Genomic DNA, 15938 nt, shown 5'->3' with positions numbered 1-15938 from the left:
TGTCGAAGGCAATTACAGCCGCTGAACTGGAGTCGACATGACTCCATGTGATGCGCGCCCGATCGTTCGATCCATTGGCCCGCGAGCGGCGGACGAGCCAGGATATTGGTGAATCAGAACGCGTTGTCATGGACCAGCACGCGAAAAGTCCGGCCGATGATGGCGATGTCCCGCCAGATCGACCAGGATTGCAGATATGCAAGATCGGAGTCGACGCGGCTCGCCAGCTCATCGGGGTGGCGGATGGAACCGCGATACCCTCGCACCTGGGCCAGCCCTGTCATCCCCGGCTTGACCGCATGGCGGTCCCAGTAATGCTGCTCCAGATCCCAGAACAACGCGTCTTCGGCGCGCGATTCAAGGGCATGGGGGCGTGGGCCGACGATGCTCATCTCGCCACGCAGCACGTTGAACAATTGCGGCAACTCGTCGAGGCTGGTGCGCCGGATGAAACGGCCGACCCGGGTCACGCGATCGTCGCCGCGCAGCGTCGAGACGGCGCCGTCACGATCGCTCGCTTCGCTACGCATGCTGCGAAATTTGTACATGGCGAACAGCCGGTTGCCCTGGCCGATGCGACGCTGCACGAAAAATACCGGGCCCGGGCTTTCGAGGCGCACCGCCAGCGCGGCCAGCGACATCAGCAACAGCGTCACCGGCAATGTGATGAAGACGATCGCCAGATCGAGCGAGCGCTTGAGCCCGCGGTCGCTCTGGCTGAGATGGCCGAGCGACACCATGGTTGTGGTGTGGCCGCCATAGTTATTGATGCCGAGCGCGCGCATCGCATCGAGCTCGGGCATGATGATCTCGACATTCACCCCGGTGCCGCGCAGCGCCTCCGACCAGAGCCGACGTCGCTCGGGAGGGCAGGCGATGATCACCCGGTCGGTGCCGGCGATGCGCCGCCCCAGCCTGTCGAGCATCGTCGGATCGTCGCGTCGCGGCAACAGGCCGAGCAATGCTGCATCGAGTATGACGCTGTCAGGGCCTGCCGGCACCGGTACGCCGTCCATGATGATGGTTTCGTGCAGGATCGAATAAGGGAACCAGCGCCGCGAGAATCGTGCGAACACTCGGCGCGCGGCGGCAAGGCTGAGCAGACCGAACAGGGTCGACAGCGCCAGCGCGAACCGCGACAGGCTCGGCCCGGCGCCGAGGTAGAAGGCCGCGCCGAGGATTAGCCCCATCGCGATGATGAATGACATCAGCGCACGGTTGCGCCCCTTCGGCATCGCGTCGTGCACCGCCTCGCCGAGCTGGAAGGCATGGCCGTTGGCGGCAACGACGAGATAGATCGGCACGATCACCGACAACAGCCGGCCGAGCTCGAACCCGAAGCCGGTGCCGAAACGGAGTACCGTCGCCGCCACCACCGCGACGAGGATCGCAACCAGATCGAATCCGATCAGCAGGATGCCGCAGCGCAGTCGCAGCGGACGCTTGTCATTGATGACCGGGGCGTCAGCGTGCAGCGCATTCTGCTCATGAGCGGCAAACGACAAATAGTTCATGCCACCCCTCCCGCAATGGCGCGGTGGCGTGTGGCCGGAGCCTCGCGTGGGCAGGGCTTCGCAGCGCCGGCATAAAGCGCGCGGAATCGCGCTGCGGTGAAATCGGCATCCTCGCCAAGGGCGCGGTCCTGCGCGGCGCGGGCGAGGCCCATCCTGCGGCTCTCGTCTTCGCTCAGCCGCACGATCGCATCGGCCAGGGCGACGGCGTCGCCGACCGGCACGGCGCACGCAGCGTCCGGCGCGTAGTCGGCGATATGGCCGACCGCGGTGCCGACCGTCGGCACGCCGACAATCGCCGCCTCCAATGCGACGATCGGCCCTGCTTCGCGACGCGAGCTCATCACCAGGAGATCGGCGCGCTCGAACCATGGACGCAGCCGATCATGGGGGAGGGCGTCATGAAAGCGCACCTGCGTCGTAAGCCCCTGCGCTGCGCTGTGTCGCTGGATCGTGCCGCCCAATGTGTCGCAGCCGATGATGTCGAGTTCGAACGGCACGCCGAGATCCCGCAGCCTGATCATCGCGCCGAGCAAGGTTGTCTGGTCCTTCACCGCGTTGAGACTGGCCACGTGCAGCAGACGGATCGGGGTGGCCTCGTCGCGGCGATGCGGCCCCCGCGGCGGCCAGCGGTCGAGCGCGACGCCGAGCGTCACCGGCTCTGCGGCGATGCCGGCGGCGGCGGCCTGGCGGTTCATCGCGATGCTTGGCACGGTGATCGCGCTGGCTGCCCAGAGCGCGACGCGCAGCTTGAGACGAGCGGCAAGGGTCGCGCGCGCGCGATCCGGACCCTGGCCGAGATGGGCAATGTCCTGGCCGGGCAAGGTCAGGATCATTGGCACACCCAGCAGAAGGGATGCGAGCGCCCCGACAAAGCCTGACGGCACTGCCCAGAAGGCGTGCAGCATATCAAAGCGCCCGCGCCGATGTTCGTCGCGCAGTGCCGACAGCAGCGTCCGATACGAGCGTCGGCTTCCGGCATTGTGCACCGTCGCGCCGAACAACGGCCAGCTACCGGGAGTCGTTTCCTGGCCGAACGCGAAGATGTGAACCTCATCACCGGCGCGCACGAGGCGCTCGATCAGCCACAACAGACAGGGGATGACTCGCTCGGTGCCGCTTCGGTGGACTCCGCCCGGGGTGAGGATCGCGATCTTCATGGCCGCGTCGTCGGTGTTGCGATCGCGCGATAGGCGGCCATCAGTTGCGCGCCGATCGCGTCGAAGGCGAGATGTTGCTCGAAATGCGCACGCACCGCCGCGCGCGCGGCCTCGCGTGGGCGTTGCGCCTGGTCGATGATCGCTGCGGCCAGCGCGTCGGCATCACCGACCGGCACCAGCGCGCCGAGCGCACCGTGGCCGGTCAGCGCGCGAAAGGAGGGGATGTCGCTGATCACTGGCGTCATGCCGCACGCCAGTGCCTCGATCAGCGCATAGCCCGAGCCTTCGCGCCGGCTGGTTGAAACGAACAGATCGGCCGCACGGCACAAGGTTTCGATCGCGGGGTGCGGCACCGTGCCGAGGAGATGGACATGCCCCGCGAGCCTGGGGTCCGCGCGTAGCAACGCCTCGATTTCGCCGAGCAGGCCGATACCGGCAAAGGCGCACCACACATGCAGATCGGGGAGAGTAGCGAGGGCGGTGCGCACCCCGTGCAGCATCGTCAACGGATTCTTGTTGGCGTCGAGATGCCCGATCCACAGCAGCGCTGGCGCGCCGTATATCCCGCAGGCGCGCCGCGCCGCGTCGCGGTCGCCCGGTGTGAAATGGCTCGACGATTCGGGCACTTCGAACAGTTGGGCCGAGCGGGGCAATTGGTGTCGGCGCAGAAAGGGTTCGGCCTGCGCGCGCGCGGTGAAAGCGACGCCGGCGATCTTCTCATGCCCCCAGGCGCGCAAACGTGCGCTGCGCCCCTCCGCCCGGCTGGCATGGTCCTGCACCAACACCGGCGCACCCGCCGAACAGGCGGCGCGGACATGGAAGGGGAAATCGAGCCCGTTGAAATGCACCACATCGGGCCGCACGCGGCGGATCGCCGCGCCGATCCGCCAGGGCATGCTCCCCGCGCCATTGCCGCGCTGCCACCGCGGCTCTGCGACGAACCGGTAGGTAACGCCGCGGTCGCGATATTCACCTGGGACTCGGCTCGCCTGGAGAACAGTGACGTCGGCACCGGCGTGCGCGGCCGCGTCCGCCGTGGCGGACAGGGTCGGCCATGCGGCGAACAGATCGGCCGGCGCGCGCCTGCTCTCATCGATCACGCAATTCACCTGGACGATCCGCAAGGTCACCGTATCGCCCCGCGCAACAGGGGGAGGTTGTCGGCGAGCAGCGCGATCGCGTCGTCGGGCCGGTCGGACAGGGTCAGCGACCAGCCGCCATTCTGCGTCAGTGCCGCGACGGCGGCGGCGATCTCGTCGACGAGCAAATCGAAGCCGGGCTCGAGCGCAGAGAAGGCGCACACCGCTTCCACGGAGTCGAGCCGTTGCAGCGCGGCTGCGTCGCCGAAATGCAGCAGGCACAATACGGCTTTGTCGGCATGGCGCGGCGCCGGATCGCCACCGAGCACGACCGCAGTTTTCAGCTTGCCACTACGCAGGCGAATGGGACCTTCGGATGAAGGCGCATCGTCGGGAAACAGATGGATCGGGCGCGGCAGGCCCCACACGCGCGGGTCCGGACCGGCCTCGATGAAGACGATGTCATCGGACAGCGGCGCGAAACCGGCGCGCTGCGCGGCGAGCGTCAGGCAGCTCTTGCCCGCGCCGCTCGGGCCGGCGAGCAGCAGTGCGAGGTCGCCCGCAACGAAACCTGCCGCATGCAGCGGCACCCGGCCACGCCGTGCGACCAGAAACAGCAGGAGCGGCTCGAGCACCGCGCCGCACAGCCGGTCGACGTCGTTACACAGGAGAGGCGAGACGCGGCACGATCCCCGGCCGAGTGCCGCGTCGGCGCGCACTACGAAGTCTGCACCGTCGATCTCCATGCGCGCGGTATCAACGCGCGGCGGTGATGATATTGCCGATCGGGTCAGTGCCGGGTCGACGGTGAGCGTCAAGTCGAGTTGCCGGGCTTCGTGGCCGATCGATACCGGCGGCGCGTCGCACAGCCCGGCCAGGGCGTCGAGCAAGGCGCACGTGTTGCTGCGCACCGCGAACGAGACGCCGAACAAGGAGAAATGTGCGATCTGTTCGGCGTCGGTCTTGGGCCGGGCATGCACCGTCGGCCGCAGCGCCCCGACCGGCGCGCGGTCGAGCGCGCCGGCAACGATACGCTCCCCTGTCCACGCTGCCTCGATGACGCCCTCCATGCGCGGCCATTCCTCCCGTTGGTGGCGCGTCGCGGATGAAAGGTTCATCGCAAGAACCCGGCCTGGTGTGAAAAAAACCACCGTCTTTGAACCACGCCGTGACCGCTCCGCACTAACCGGGGTCGGCCTGCTGCCGACTGGGCGCTCGTCGGGTCTGGCGCCGGGCGCGGCTGGCGACGCAGGCGGGGTGCAACGTGATCCTCATTGCTCATTCCTTCTTCCTGCAACGGGATCCGAAACAGTCCGGTCGGCAGAAACCCTATCCGCCGCTTGCGACGTTGCTGGCGGCCGCGATCCTGCGCGAGGAGGGCCACGCGGTCGCGTTGTTCGACGCCACGTTCGAACCCGACACCGCCGCGTTTGCCGCTGCGCTCGCTCGCGTCCAGCCGGCGATCGTCCTGCTGATCGAGGACAATTTCAACTTCCTCACCAAGATGTGCACCGAGGTGCGACGTGGTGATGCGCTCGACATGATCGCGACCGCGCGGCGCCACGGCTGCCGCGTGGCGGTCAACGGACCCGACGCCTCGGATCATCCCGAGCTTTATCTCACCGCCGGCGCCGACGCCGTGATCGCGGGCGAAGGTGAACTCGGCGTCACCGATCTCGTCGCCTGTTTCCAGCGCGGCGACGACTCACTCGATCAGGTGCCCGGCCTGACGATCGCGGACCCGGTCACCGGCCACCGCGCGACCCGCCCGCGCGCGCGGTTGGAGGATCTCGATGCCTTGCCGTTGCCGGCCTGGGACCTCATCGATATCGCCGCCTATCGCACCAGCTGGAATGCCGCCCATGGCTATCTGTCATGGAATGTCGCCGCTTCGCGCGGTTGCCCCTATCAATGCAACTGGTGCGCCAAGCCGACCTTCGGGCGGCGCTATACCCAGCGTTCCCCGGCCGCCGTCGCGACTGAGTTGGAGCGGCTCAAGGCCGAGGTCGCGCCCGATCATATCTGGTTCGCCGACGACATTTTCGGCATGACCGTGCAGTGGATCGCCGACTTTGCCGGCGAACTGAAGCAGCGCGATGCGCGCATCCCGTTCATGATGCAGTCGCGCGCCAATCTGATCGATCCGCCGGTTGCCGAGGCGCTGCGAGCAGCCGGTGCGGAAGAGGTTTGGCTCGGCGTTGAATCGGGCTCGCAGCGCATTCTGGATGCAATGGACAAGGGCACGCGCGTCGAAACCGCGCGGCTCGCCACGCGCACGCTGCGCCAGCACGGCATCCGCGTGGGCTGGTTCCTGCAGCTTGGTTATCCTGGCGAGGAATGGGACGATATCGTGCTGACCCGCGATCTCGTCCGGGATGAAGCGCCGGACGATATCGGCGTGTCGGTTTCCTACCCGCTGCCCGGCACCTTGTTCCACGACCGCGTCGTTGCCGAGCTCGGCACGCGGCGCAACTGGCGCGACACCGAAGAGCTGGCAATGCTGTTCCAGGGCACCTTCGTCACCACCTTCTACCGGATGGTGCGCGACGCGCTGCACGCCGACGCGGCGAACGGCGCGATCGACGAGGGCGTATGGCGAGACCTTGCACGGCAGGCGACAACATATCGCTCGCCAATGCCGCTGCGTGTGACGATGCCGGCATGACCAGCATCGCGGGCACCGAGTTGACGCCGGCCGGCGCGGCGTTCGATGCGATCGCGGAGAGCTTCGACACGCGCTTCGGCGACTGGCTGAGCGTCGCAGCGCAACGCGGTGCCGTGCGTGCCGCGCTGATCGACGCCTTTCCGGCTGGTGCCCGGCTGCTCGACATCGGCGGCGGCACCGGTGTCGATGCCGCCTGGCTGTCGGCGCGCGGCCGCAACGTGCTGCTGACCGATGCCTCGCCGGCAATGGTACGCGCGGCGCGGGCGAAGCTGGGAGACGCAGCGGCGGAAACCTTCGCCGCCGAGCAACTCGACCAGCTCGCAGCGCGGGGCGAACGCTTCGATGGCGCCTTTTCCAATTTCGCCGCGCTCAATTGCGTCACCGATCTCGCACCGGTCGGGCAGGCGCTCGCGCGCCTGGTCGAACCGGGCGGCAAGGCGCTTCTGGTGGTGTTCGGTTGCAGCTGCCCGGGCGAAATATTGGCCGAGGGGCTGCGCGGTCGTTTTGCCAACATGCTGCGCCGCCGTCGCCGTGGTGCCGTGCCGGCAATGCTGGGCGGGCGACATTTCACGGTGCGCTACCATCGTCGACGTGACGTCGTGCGTGCGCTCGACCCGTGGTTCCGGCTGGTCCGCACGACCGGCATCGGCGTGCTCGTGCCGCCCAGCGCCGCTGAACCATGGATTTCCTCGCACCCCCGCCTGGTCGCCTTCCTAGAACGGATCGATCGTGTGATCGCCAGGCCCTTGTGGGTTTTCGGCGACCATGTGCTGTACGCGTTCGAGCGTCGTCCTGAAGTCGCGGCGCCATGAGCACAGCGCAATCCGAGGCGCTCGACCGCTTCCGCCATGATTATGGCGCACACCGCGCTGCCGAAGGGCGCGGCTATAGTGGCGACGACCTGCTCGGCCTGCCTTATGTGACGCGCGGGCGCTGGGCCAGGCAATGGTCGGTGCGGGCGCGCAGTTTCGATGCGTTCGTCGCGCGGGTGGTCGTACCGCTGCGCCGTGCTGCCGGGCGGTCGCTCCATGTGCTCGATCTCGGCGCCGGCAATGGCTGGCTCAGCTACCGTCTTGCGCTTGCAGGGGACGACTGCGTCGCGATCGATATCCGCGACGACGATGTCGACGGGCTCGGCGCGGCGGTGGCGTTGCAACGGCGCGCCCAGTTCGCCTGCGTGTCCGCCTCATTCGATACGCTGCCGGTCGCCGACGGTGCTGCCGACCTCGCGGTGTTCAACGCCGCGCTGCATTATGCGACGGATCTCGCGGCGACCTTGCGCGAGGCGGTGCGCGCGGTGCGACCCGGCGGCGAAATCGCCGTCCTCGACTCGCCCTTTTATGCCAGGGCTGCGGACGGCATGGCGATGGTCGCCGAAAAACACGCCCAGGCGGCGAACCGCTTCGGCGCCCGTGCCGATTCGCTACTGGCCTTGCCGTTCATCGAATATCTCACCGCCGAGCGGCTTGCCGCCGCCTCGACATCGCTGGGCCTGACCTGGCATCGCCAGCGCGTCCGTTACCCCTTGTGGTACGAGGTGCGTCCGCTGCTCGCGCGGCTGCGCGGCCAGCGCCGCCCATCGCGCTTCGACCTGTGGACGGCGCGCGTCGCATGATCGTCTTCGTCAATCCGCGCGCCACGCGACCGGGCAATCGCCGCTTTCCGCTCAGCCTGATGGCAGTCGGTGCCGCTTTGCCCCGAGAGATCGAATGGGCGATCATCGACGGTAACCGCCCGGGGATCGATCCGTTGGCCGAAATCGGTGCGATCGTCGCTGCGCATGCGGACGGCCCCGATCCGGTGCGGCTCATTGCGCTGACGGCGATGCCCGGGCCGCAACTGGTCAGCGCCGTGCCGCTGTCGCGGGCGCTCAAGCAACGGCATCCCGATGTTGCGATCGTGTGGGGCGGCAATTTCGGCAGCCTCTATCCCGCGCCGGTGCTCAACGCGCCTTATATCGACTGGCTGATCCGTGGTCAGGGTGAGCAGACCTTCGTCGAGCTGCTCGCGGTGCTCGATGGCACGCGCGATCCGCACGACGTTCCCGGTCTTGCTTTCCGCGAGGCCGATGGAACACATCATATCGGCCCGGAGCGCCAATGGCTCGGCCCGGCCGAGCTACCCGACCCGCCCTATCACAAGATCGACGTCGACGATTATCTCCACCCGACCTTTCTCGGCCGGCGCTCGGGGGTCTATCAGGCGTCGATTGGCTGTCCCTATGCGTGCAGCTTCTGTGGCGTCATCTCGGTGTTCGGGCGCCGCGAAAAGGTTCAGCCGCCGGCACGTACCGCCGAGCATCTCGCGCATCTCGTGCGCCATCACGGGATGGATTCGGTCCATTTCTACGACAACAACTTCTTCCTGAGCGAGACGCAGGCGCGCGAGATCGCGACCGCGTTTTTGCCGCTCGGCATCCGCTGGTGGTGCGAAGCGCGGGTCGATGCGCTGGTGCGTTTTTCCGACGACACCTGGCGCGCGCTCAAGGCAGCGGGCCTGACGATGATCTTTTGCGGCGCGGAATCGGGTTCCGACGAGGTGCTGCGCAAGATGAACAAGGGCATCACCACCGATCAGATCAGGACCGTCGCCGCGCGCACCCGCGTCCATGGCATCATCCCGGAATTCTCCTTCGTGTTCGGCGATCCGGATTCGCCGGAAGCGGAGATCGCCAGGACGCTGAACTTCATTCGCGAGTTGAAGGCGATCAATCCGGCGATGGAGTTGATCAGCTATTTCTACACGCCAACGCCGCAGCGCGACGCGACCTACGGCAATGTCGATCCGCTGACCGGCACGCCCGCATCGCTCGAGGATTGGATCACGCCGGAATGGGTCGACTGGATGACTCATGAAAATCCCGACACGCCGTGGATGGACCAGCGGCTGAAGGCACAGGTCGAGAATTTCGAGCTGATCCTCAAGAGCCGTTTCCCCTCGGTCCATGATCGCCGCACCCGGCCCTGGGGCAAGCTGGTTGGTCAATGGCTCGCGCGCCGGCGCTGGGCGGCGGGGGATTATGCCGACCCGCAGTTGCTGCGCCATGTGCGGCGGCTGGCGCAGCATACGCCCGACGACCGCCAGGCCTATGGTCATTTGCACCCGGTCGGTGCCGCATGACCGCGCTTGCTGCCCGTGAGGCCTATCGGCTGTGGGCGCCGACCTATGTTTCGGAGACGGCGATCACCGCGCTGGAGTGCGGGCTGGTCGAGGCGATGACCCCGCCATTGCGCGGTCGGCGATTGCTCGATGCGGGATGCGGCACCGGACGGCGCCTGCGCGGCACCGACGCGGCGTCGATGGTCGGCGTCGATCTGTCGCCGGAAATGCTCGACGCGGGCGATGTCGCAAACGATCCGGCGATCAGCTTGCTGGTCGGCGACGTGCGCGCACTGCCGCTCCCCGGCGCGGCGTTCGACATCACCTGGTGCCGGCTGGTGATTGGCCACCTGCCCGATTGCGTCCCGGTCTATGCCGAACTGGCGCGCGTCACCGTGCCCGGCGGCATGGCGATCGTCAGCGATTTCCACCCCCGCGCCCATGACGCCGGCCACCGCCGCACGTTCCGCAGCGATGGCGTGGTTCATGAGGTCGAGCATCATGTGCATGCGCTGACCGACCACCGCGCGGCGGCGGCCATGGCCGGCCTTCATCTGGTGGAAATCCGCGAGGCAGCCATCGGCCCGGCGGTGCGGCCTTTCTACGACCGGGCCGATCGCCTCGCTCTATACGATGAGCATGTCGGCTTGCCGGTTGTGCTCGCGCTCGCCTTTCTGCGGGAGGGCTGAGATGCGCCTGCTGCTCATCGACGACTATCGCCGTGTCGCGATCGAGGGCGGCGTGATCGTGGAAGCCGAGGGCCGCTTCGACGCAACGCTCGATTGCCGCGACGCGATCGTCTGCCCGGGGCTGATCAACGCGCATGACCATCTCCATCGCAACCACTATGGCCGGCTCGGCAACCCGCCCTATGCCAATGCCTATCGCTGGGCGGAGGACATCCAGCGCCGCCACGCCCGAGAGATCGCGCTCGGCCGGCTGTGGCCGCGCCGTGCCGCCTTGCTCGAAGGTGCCTGGAAGAACCTGTTCGCCGGGGTCACGACTGTCGTCCATCACGATCGCTGGGAAGGCGATTTCGATGCGGATTTCCCGATCCGCGTCGCCCGCGTCACCAACGCGGATTCACTCGGCATGTCCGGTCTTCCCGACGCCTCCAGGGATGCGGCCTTTTGCCTGCATGTCGCCGAGGGTGTCGATGCCGCGGCGGCGGAGGAAGTGCGCACGCTCGATCGCGCCGGCCTGCTCGGCCCCGGCCTGATCGGCGTGCACGGCGTCGGCATGGACGCCGATGGTATCGCGCGCTGGCGGGCGGCCGGGGCGGCGTTGTGCTGGTGCCCGTCCTCCAATCTCTTCCTGTTCGGCCGCACCGCGTCCGCTGAATTATTCGCCGGCGGTGTCGACGTGCTGCTCGGCAGCGACGCGCTGCTGACCGGCGCAGGCGATCTGCTCGACGAACTCCGTATCGCACGCCGCCTTTGTTTGTTGGGCGATAGCGGGCTCGCCGCTGCGGTCGGGGCGACTGCGGCGCGGCGGCTGGGTCTGCCGGCACCCGATCTCGCACCAGGCAGCGCGGCCGACCTGCTCATAATGTCGCGGCCGCTCGGCACGGCGAGCGCCGCCGATATCCAGTTGGTGATGGTCGGTGGTCAGCCGCGTGTTGCCGGCACCGCTTTCGCCGAGATTCTCGCGCCGCTTTTCCCGGGCTGCCGTCCGATGCGCCGCGGCGCACTGCGCCGCTGGGTTTGGGGCGAAACCCATGACGAGAGCGAAACCGCTCACGACGACAATGAAACGGGCACGCTGGTCGCAACCAGCGGCCACCTGCACTGAACAAGGGATCGAGACATGCGAAAAGATCGCCGCCATATCGTCCACGCCTCTTGCCTCGCGCTGAGTGCCGCCTGGGCAGTACCGGCATGGTCGCAAACCACGCCCGCCCCTGAAACCGCACCGGCCGGGCCGGTTGATCAGGCGCAGTCGCCGGCATCGGCCACACCGCCGGCACTGGATGCCAGTCCGCCGGATTCGTCGTCGGACTCAGGCACCGATATCTTCTCGAAGAACACGATCACGGTCCTGCTCGATGCCCGGCTGGTCGGGGCGGACGGCTCCCGTTCGTTCGTCGATGGCGGGCTCGGCAAGACGCGATTCTCCGGCGGGTCGAATGGCGATTTCCGCGTCCGGCCGCTACCCGTCGAAGCAGATCTGATCTGGCAGCCACGCTTCACCAATTCGCTCAGCGCGACCGTGTCGGGCGCGTGGCAGCGCGATCAGGAGAATGACTTCGACCTGCTCGAATCCTTCGTCACCTTCAATCCGCCAAGTAGCGGCAAGCTGCGCTTCTCGGCCAAGGCGGGGCTCTACTGGCCGGAGATCTCGCTCGAACATGCGACCGGCGGCGCGTGGAGCACGGTCTACACCATCACCCCTTCCGCGATTAACAGCTGGGTCGGCGAGGAGGTCAAGGTGATCGGCACCGAGGCGACGGCATCGCTCAGCCTGGGCGAGCACCAGGTTTCGGCGACCGCCGGCCTGTTCGGCTTCAACGACACCTCGGGCACCTTGCTCTCGTTTCGCGGCTGGGCGTTGCATGACGTGAAGGCGACCGCTTTCGGCCATTTCCAGCTGCCGCCGCTCAACCCGTTCATCCGGCTGCTGCAGCAATCGGAGACGCGCTCGTTGATCGATATCGATCACCGTGTCGGTTATTATGCCCGGCTCGAATGGCGCCCGCCGACGCCGTTCACGGTCAATGTCTTCTACTACGACAATCGCGGCGACCCGCAGGCATTCGAGCCGACCGGTCAATGGGGCTGGCGCACACGCTTCTTGAACGCGGGCCTGACCGCCGAACTCGATTCCAGGACTCGCGTGCTGATGCAGGGCATGACCGGCGCGACCCAGATGGGCTTCAAGACCAACGGGCAAGTGTGGGTGCATACCCGCTTCCAGTCGGCCTATATCCTCGTCACCCACCAGATCGACAAGGTCGCCATCACCGGCCGCATCGAGGCGTTCGGCACGCATGAGATGGGCAGCGAGATGTCGCCGCGTGAAAGCGAGAATGGCTGGGCGCTCACCGCCGCCGCGCGCTGGACGATCAGCAACAATGTGACCGGCTTTGCCGAGGCGCTGCACGTGCGTAGCGATCGCGGCGTGCGCACGGACATCGGCCTTCCGGCGACCGAGCATCAGAACGTCGTGCAGTTCGGCCTGCGCTTCAGGCTCTGGTGAAATCGAGCGCAAAGGTCGCAGCCGGCGGACTCGCGCAGATTCCGCGCCCGCTGCTTTACTATCGGACATGGGCACAAGCGGTCCGTACGTTGCTGGCGCGGCGCGGCGCGATGCTGGCCAATCTCGACGCCGGTGGCCGGGCCGATCTCGCGACGATCCACACCACGCGGGGGCTCGTTCCGCTGTTGATGCACGACGCCACTGCATTGCATCTCATGCTATGCGTCCGTGCGGCTGCGGCAATGGGTGGTGTGATGGCCGAGGCCGGGGTGTTCATGGGCGGCAGCGCGCGGCTGATCTGCGCGGCCAAGGGTGATACGCCGCTTCATCTGTTTGATGCGTTCGAGACGCTGCAGCAACCGGCAAGCGGCGAACCCGCGGCGGACGAGAGTGAGGTGCGCCGTCACTTCGGGGCGCTGCACGCCCGCCAGGACCAGGTAGCGCGCCTGCTCGCGGGCTATGGCGGCGTTTCATTCCACCCCGGTGTGTTTCCCGCGTCGACCCAAGGCTCCGAAGGCGAGCGTTTCGCCTTCGTGCATGTCGATCTCGATTTGCCGCGCGGCACCGTCGATGCGCTGGATTTCTTTCATCCCCGCATGGTCGCCGGCGGCATCCTTCTCATCGATGACTATGCCGATGCCGCCGTCCGGCGCACCGTCCAGGCCTGGTTCGCCGGCCGGCGCGACACGATCTTCGTGCTGCCCTGGAATCAGGTCATGGCGATCAGGCAGGGCGATTGATCGCCGCTTAGGGTGCGACGATCAGCGTGCCACGCATCGCCACGTGCAGGGTGCAGAAAAAGGCGATGTTGCCCGGCTTTTGCAGCGTCAGCTTCGCGCTCTTGCCCGGTGCGATCCGCAGGTCGAAACTGTGGTCGCGCGCCGTGGCGGTATGCAACACGGTGTCACGATTGACCCAGGTGATCGTGTCGCCGACCTTCAGGCCGGTGGGAATCCGGCCATAGCTCATATTGGCCATGGTGATGGTATAGGACTGGGCCGCGGGTGCGGCCGGCGCGGTGCCGGCCAGCGCGAGCGAGGAGAGCGCGGCGGCGGCGAAAGCAGCGTGGCCGGCAGCAACCTTGAACATCGTCTTCATGTTGAGCTCCAGTTTGTCAGTTGGGGATGGCGGATGAGGGCGATGCGCGGCGCAGCAGCTTCATTGCCCGCGTGCGATAAATTCTGGCGACATCGCCCAAGGTCCCGGCATTGGTAGGAACGATCTCGACGAGCAGCTGCCGCGCCAACCCAATGCCCGAGCGTTGCCAGATGAACTTCTCGGCATAGGACTGGCGCGCGACCCGATGGGCTGTCGCCGGGGTGAGGCGCGCAACCAGCTTGCGCAAGCGTACGGGCGCCTCCTCGTTGCAGGCGGTGAGGACGTTGGCCGGCACCGTCTCCGGGGCAAGGCGGTCGCACATCTGCAACGCGGCATAAGCCATGCCCAGCGCGCGCGCCGATCGTGCGATGTCGAGAAAGGCGGGCCAGCTCAGCGCACCGCTCCTCGTGTCGTGGCGAATGACCAGGATCAGCTCGATCAGCCGGATAAGGTTGAGATTCTGGAACCCGCAACCGGCATGGACCGCGAGATGCAGCAGCAGCAGGGGCTGCGGGAGCGCCGCCGCGCCGCCGGGCATGGTATTCCACACGTCATCGAGCCGGGCAATCTGCGCGCCGGGCGTGTAGCGCCGGTTGAGCGATGTTTGCACGTCGATCGACCAGGGATCGCGATAATGTACGAAGGCCAGCGATTGCGGCACGTCGCTCGTCTCGGGCCTGCGCCAGTCACGCTGTGCGGGGATGCCCTGGCCGGGCGGTCCGGCGACATAGCCGAGCTGCGCGAGGGCCGCTGCGGCGTCGGCCTCTTCAGCCGGTGCGACGAGCATATCCACATCGGACATCGGCCGTGCACCGGCCTCTGGGAAATAGCACCGCGCCGTGTGCAGGCCCTTGAGCAAGGTCGGTCGCACGCCCCGCGTGACCATGGCCGCCGTCAAACGCTCGGTTTCATCGGCAAGGGCCGCCATGCGCAGCCGGTTGTGGTGCAGGTGAAGCTGCAACACGGCGGCGACGTCTTCGTCGGTGGTGAGCAACCCGTGTTCGAGCCACAGACCAAGCAAGGGCCCCGTCCCGGAGCTATAGGCCGCGATGCCGATCGCTGTCGGTGCACCCACGATCCTCGCTTTCTGCCCGGCGAGGACCATGGTGATCGCGTCCGCGATGTTGGCGACGCTGGCTTGCCAGTCCGCGACGGTCAGCGCCGGCCATAGCCACGCCGGATGGCCCCGCCGTGCAGCGAGGGCAAAGCGCTCGCACACTGCGTCGCGCGGCAGGTCGAACGCGTCCAGCTCAAGCCGGACCGGCTCGGACGTCTCAATCGGAGAGGAGAAGGCCATACCCGCGATCACGCGTAGCGTTCGGCGAACGAGAGCGCGGCGATCGAGCGGTGCATGCGGCTGATATCCCGGTGCGGTTGGCGGTAACCCGTGTAGGTCCCGTTGTCGGCCGTTCCGGTTCAACCGTCAGAAAACGTGGCTGACTCCGACGACCAGTGCGGTGCGCGCATGCGCGTCGCGGGCATAGAAATCGGCGCCCGGACCACCGCCCGACAGTGCCGCGTGCAGCTCGAACCCGTGAAAGTCGCGTCCCAGGCTCAGCCGCCAGTCATATTGATCGCGAAAGCGCGAATAGGCGGGGGCGAGCTTGAGGTAGAAGAGTCGGCCGGCATGGGCCGAAAGATGCCATTTCTCGCTGCGGGCGATCGCCACCTCGACCTCGCCGTACAGCGTTTGCGTGCCAGGCCGGAAATAGTCGGCCGCATAATAGACCCGCGCGGAGACGCGGTCGCGGGTCAGCCCGACGAAGATCTCGGTATAATGGGCGGTGCGTGCGCCGGAATAGCGCGAGGTGAACTGCGTGTGCTGCATGCCGACATCGAGCGACAGCGCGGGATCGAGCCGTACCGCATAGCCGATATCGCCCTGCAGTCGTGTCAGGCCGGCCTCGTCGCCGACGAGCTGCGCGACCGCCGCGGCGTCGACATAGATGCCGCTGGGATGATCATAGCCGATGCTGAACGTCGCCACCGGTTGGCCATTGCTGAGCGAGCGGCCGCGGAAACGATCGTCGCTCTCGAGCGAGACGCTTCCCGCGACCTGCCCATGGGCGGCAGGGGCAAGGAAAATGCTCAGCGCCGCAATGATCGCGGGCCATGTCCGGCTAGCCGCCAT

General features: G+C 67.2%; 15 protein-coding genes. 8 read left to right on the top strand and 7 right to left on the bottom strand.

Translation table 11 applies throughout. The features are described from left to right. Window positions 1-113: 113 nt before the first annotated feature. From WC729_RS01810 to WC729_RS01795, 4 genes are read right to left on the bottom strand one after another with little or no spacing between them, the layout of a single operon-like run. The gene (locus tag WC729_RS01810; protein ID WP_372848935.1) at window positions 114-1514 is read right to left on the bottom strand and encodes a sugar transferase; all 1401 of its coding nucleotides are present in this window, start codon (window positions 1512-1514) and stop codon (window positions 114-116) included. Continuing rightward, the gene (locus WC729_RS01805) at window positions 1511-2671 is read right to left on the bottom strand and encodes a glycosyltransferase family 4 protein (RefSeq protein WP_372848933.1); all 1161 of its coding nucleotides are present in this window, start codon (window positions 2669-2671) and stop codon (window positions 1511-1513) included. Before WC729_RS01805 ends, WC729_RS01810 begins: the two co-directional genes overlap by 4 nt. After that, window positions 2668-3801, bottom strand: coding sequence for a glycosyltransferase family 4 protein (locus tag WC729_RS01800; protein ID WP_372848931.1), 1134 nt, complete (start codon window positions 3799-3801; stop codon window positions 2668-2670). The genes WC729_RS01805 and WC729_RS01800 overlap by 4 nt, the downstream gene beginning before the upstream one ends. Then, window positions 3798-4868 (bottom strand): hypothetical protein, encoded by a 1071-nt coding sequence (locus WC729_RS01795; RefSeq protein ID WP_372848929.1) that lies wholly within the window; start codon window positions 4866-4868, stop codon window positions 3798-3800. Before WC729_RS01795 ends, WC729_RS01800 begins: the two co-directional genes overlap by 4 nt. Window positions 4869-5014: 146 nt before the next feature. Between WC729_RS01795 and WC729_RS01790 the strand changes: the two genes are divergently transcribed. From WC729_RS01790 to WC729_RS01755, 8 genes are read left to right on the top strand one after another with little or no spacing between them, the layout of a single operon-like run. Next, entirely contained in the window at window positions 5015-6415 is a 1401-nt protein-coding gene (locus tag WC729_RS01790) for a radical SAM protein (RefSeq protein WP_372848927.1), read from the top strand. Continuing rightward, window positions 6412-7227, top strand: coding sequence for a class I SAM-dependent methyltransferase (locus tag WC729_RS01785; protein ID WP_372848925.1), 816 nt, complete (start codon window positions 6412-6414; stop codon window positions 7225-7227). The genes WC729_RS01790 and WC729_RS01785 overlap by 4 nt, the downstream gene beginning before the upstream one ends. Then, window positions 7224-8030, top strand: a complete 807-nt coding sequence (locus WC729_RS01780) for a class I SAM-dependent methyltransferase (protein ID WP_372848923.1) — start codon at window positions 7224-7226, stop codon at window positions 8028-8030. The genes WC729_RS01785 and WC729_RS01780 overlap by 4 nt, the downstream gene beginning before the upstream one ends. After that, window positions 8027-9535 carry a radical SAM protein gene (locus WC729_RS01775; RefSeq protein ID WP_372848921.1) on the top strand — a complete coding sequence of 503 codons (1509 nt, stop codon included), beginning with the start codon at window positions 8027-8029 and terminating at the stop codon, window positions 9533-9535. Before WC729_RS01780 ends, WC729_RS01775 begins: the two co-directional genes overlap by 4 nt. After that, the gene (locus tag WC729_RS01770) at window positions 9532-10203 is read left to right on the top strand and encodes a class I SAM-dependent methyltransferase (protein ID WP_372848919.1); all 672 of its coding nucleotides are present in this window, start codon (window positions 9532-9534) and stop codon (window positions 10201-10203) included. Before WC729_RS01775 ends, WC729_RS01770 begins: the two co-directional genes overlap by 4 nt. Before the next feature lies 1 nt (window position 10204). After that, entirely contained in the window at window positions 10205-11305 is a 1101-nt protein-coding gene (locus tag WC729_RS01765; RefSeq protein WP_372848917.1) for an amidohydrolase family protein, read from the top strand. Between the two features lie 15 nt (window positions 11306-11320). Next, window positions 11321-12709 (top strand): hypothetical protein, encoded by a 1389-nt coding sequence (locus WC729_RS01760; RefSeq protein ID WP_372848915.1) that lies wholly within the window; start codon window positions 11321-11323, stop codon window positions 12707-12709. Then, the gene (locus WC729_RS01755) at window positions 12706-13449 is read left to right on the top strand and encodes a TylF/MycF/NovP-related O-methyltransferase (RefSeq protein WP_372848913.1); all 744 of its coding nucleotides are present in this window, start codon (window positions 12706-12708) and stop codon (window positions 13447-13449) included. The genes WC729_RS01760 and WC729_RS01755 overlap by 4 nt, the downstream gene beginning before the upstream one ends. A gap of 7 nt (window positions 13450-13456) precedes the next feature. Here the strand turns inward: WC729_RS01755 and WC729_RS01750 are convergent, their stop codons facing one another. The 3 genes from WC729_RS01750 to WC729_RS01740 form a co-directional block, all read right to left on the bottom strand. Next, entirely contained in the window at window positions 13457-13807 is a 351-nt protein-coding gene (locus tag WC729_RS01750; protein WP_372848911.1) for a cupredoxin domain-containing protein, read from the bottom strand. 16 nt (window positions 13808-13823) lie between these two features. Further along, window positions 13824-15116, bottom strand: a complete 1293-nt coding sequence (locus WC729_RS01745; protein ID WP_372848909.1) for a nucleotidyltransferase family protein — start codon at window positions 15114-15116, stop codon at window positions 13824-13826. Between the two features lie 114 nt (window positions 15117-15230). Then, window positions 15231-15938, bottom strand: a complete 708-nt coding sequence (locus WC729_RS01740; protein ID WP_372848907.1) for a TorF family putative porin — start codon at window positions 15936-15938, stop codon at window positions 15231-15233.

The sequence above is a fragment of the Sphingomonas sp. genome, assembly GCF_041661825.1.
GTDB lineage: Bacteria > Pseudomonadota > Alphaproteobacteria > Sphingomonadales > Sphingomonadaceae > Sphingomonas.
The sequence above is the reverse complement of the archived record's forward strand: the minus strand, read 5'-3'. Positions and strand labels throughout refer to the sequence as shown.

Bases quoted from the DNA above. Each gene is read 5' to 3' on its own strand.
- WC729_RS01810 (WP_372848935.1), bottom strand. From the start codon at position 1,514: ATGAACTATTTGTCGTTTGCCGCTCATGAGCAGAATGCGCTGCACGCT.
- WC729_RS01805 (WP_372848933.1), bottom strand. From the start codon at position 2,671: ATGAAGATCGCGATCCTCACCCCGGGCGGAGTCCACCGAAGCGGCACC.
- WC729_RS01795 (WP_372848929.1), bottom strand. From the start codon at position 4,868: ATGAACCTTTCATCCGCGACGCGCCACCAACGGGAGGAATGGCCGCGC.
- WC729_RS01785 (WP_372848925.1), top strand. From the start codon at position 6,412: ATGACCAGCATCGCGGGCACCGAGTTGACGCCGGCCGGCGCGGCGTTC.
- WC729_RS01780 (WP_372848923.1), top strand. From the start codon at position 7,224: ATGAGCACAGCGCAATCCGAGGCGCTCGACCGCTTCCGCCATGATTAT.
- WC729_RS01775 (WP_372848921.1), top strand. From the start codon at position 8,027: ATGATCGTCTTCGTCAATCCGCGCGCCACGCGACCGGGCAATCGCCGC.
- WC729_RS01770 (WP_372848919.1), top strand. From the start codon at position 9,532: ATGACCGCGCTTGCTGCCCGTGAGGCCTATCGGCTGTGGGCGCCGACC.
- WC729_RS01765 (WP_372848917.1), top strand. From the start codon at position 10,205: ATGCGCCTGCTGCTCATCGACGACTATCGCCGTGTCGCGATCGAGGGC.
- WC729_RS01760 (WP_372848915.1), top strand. From the start codon at position 11,321: ATGCGAAAAGATCGCCGCCATATCGTCCACGCCTCTTGCCTCGCGCTG.
- WC729_RS01750 (WP_372848911.1), bottom strand. From the start codon at position 13,807: ATGAAGACGATGTTCAAGGTTGCTGCCGGCCACGCTGCTTTCGCCGCC.
- WC729_RS01740 (WP_372848907.1), bottom strand. From the start codon at position 15,938: ATGGCGGCTAGCCGGACATGGCCCGCGATCATTGCGGCGCTGAGCATT.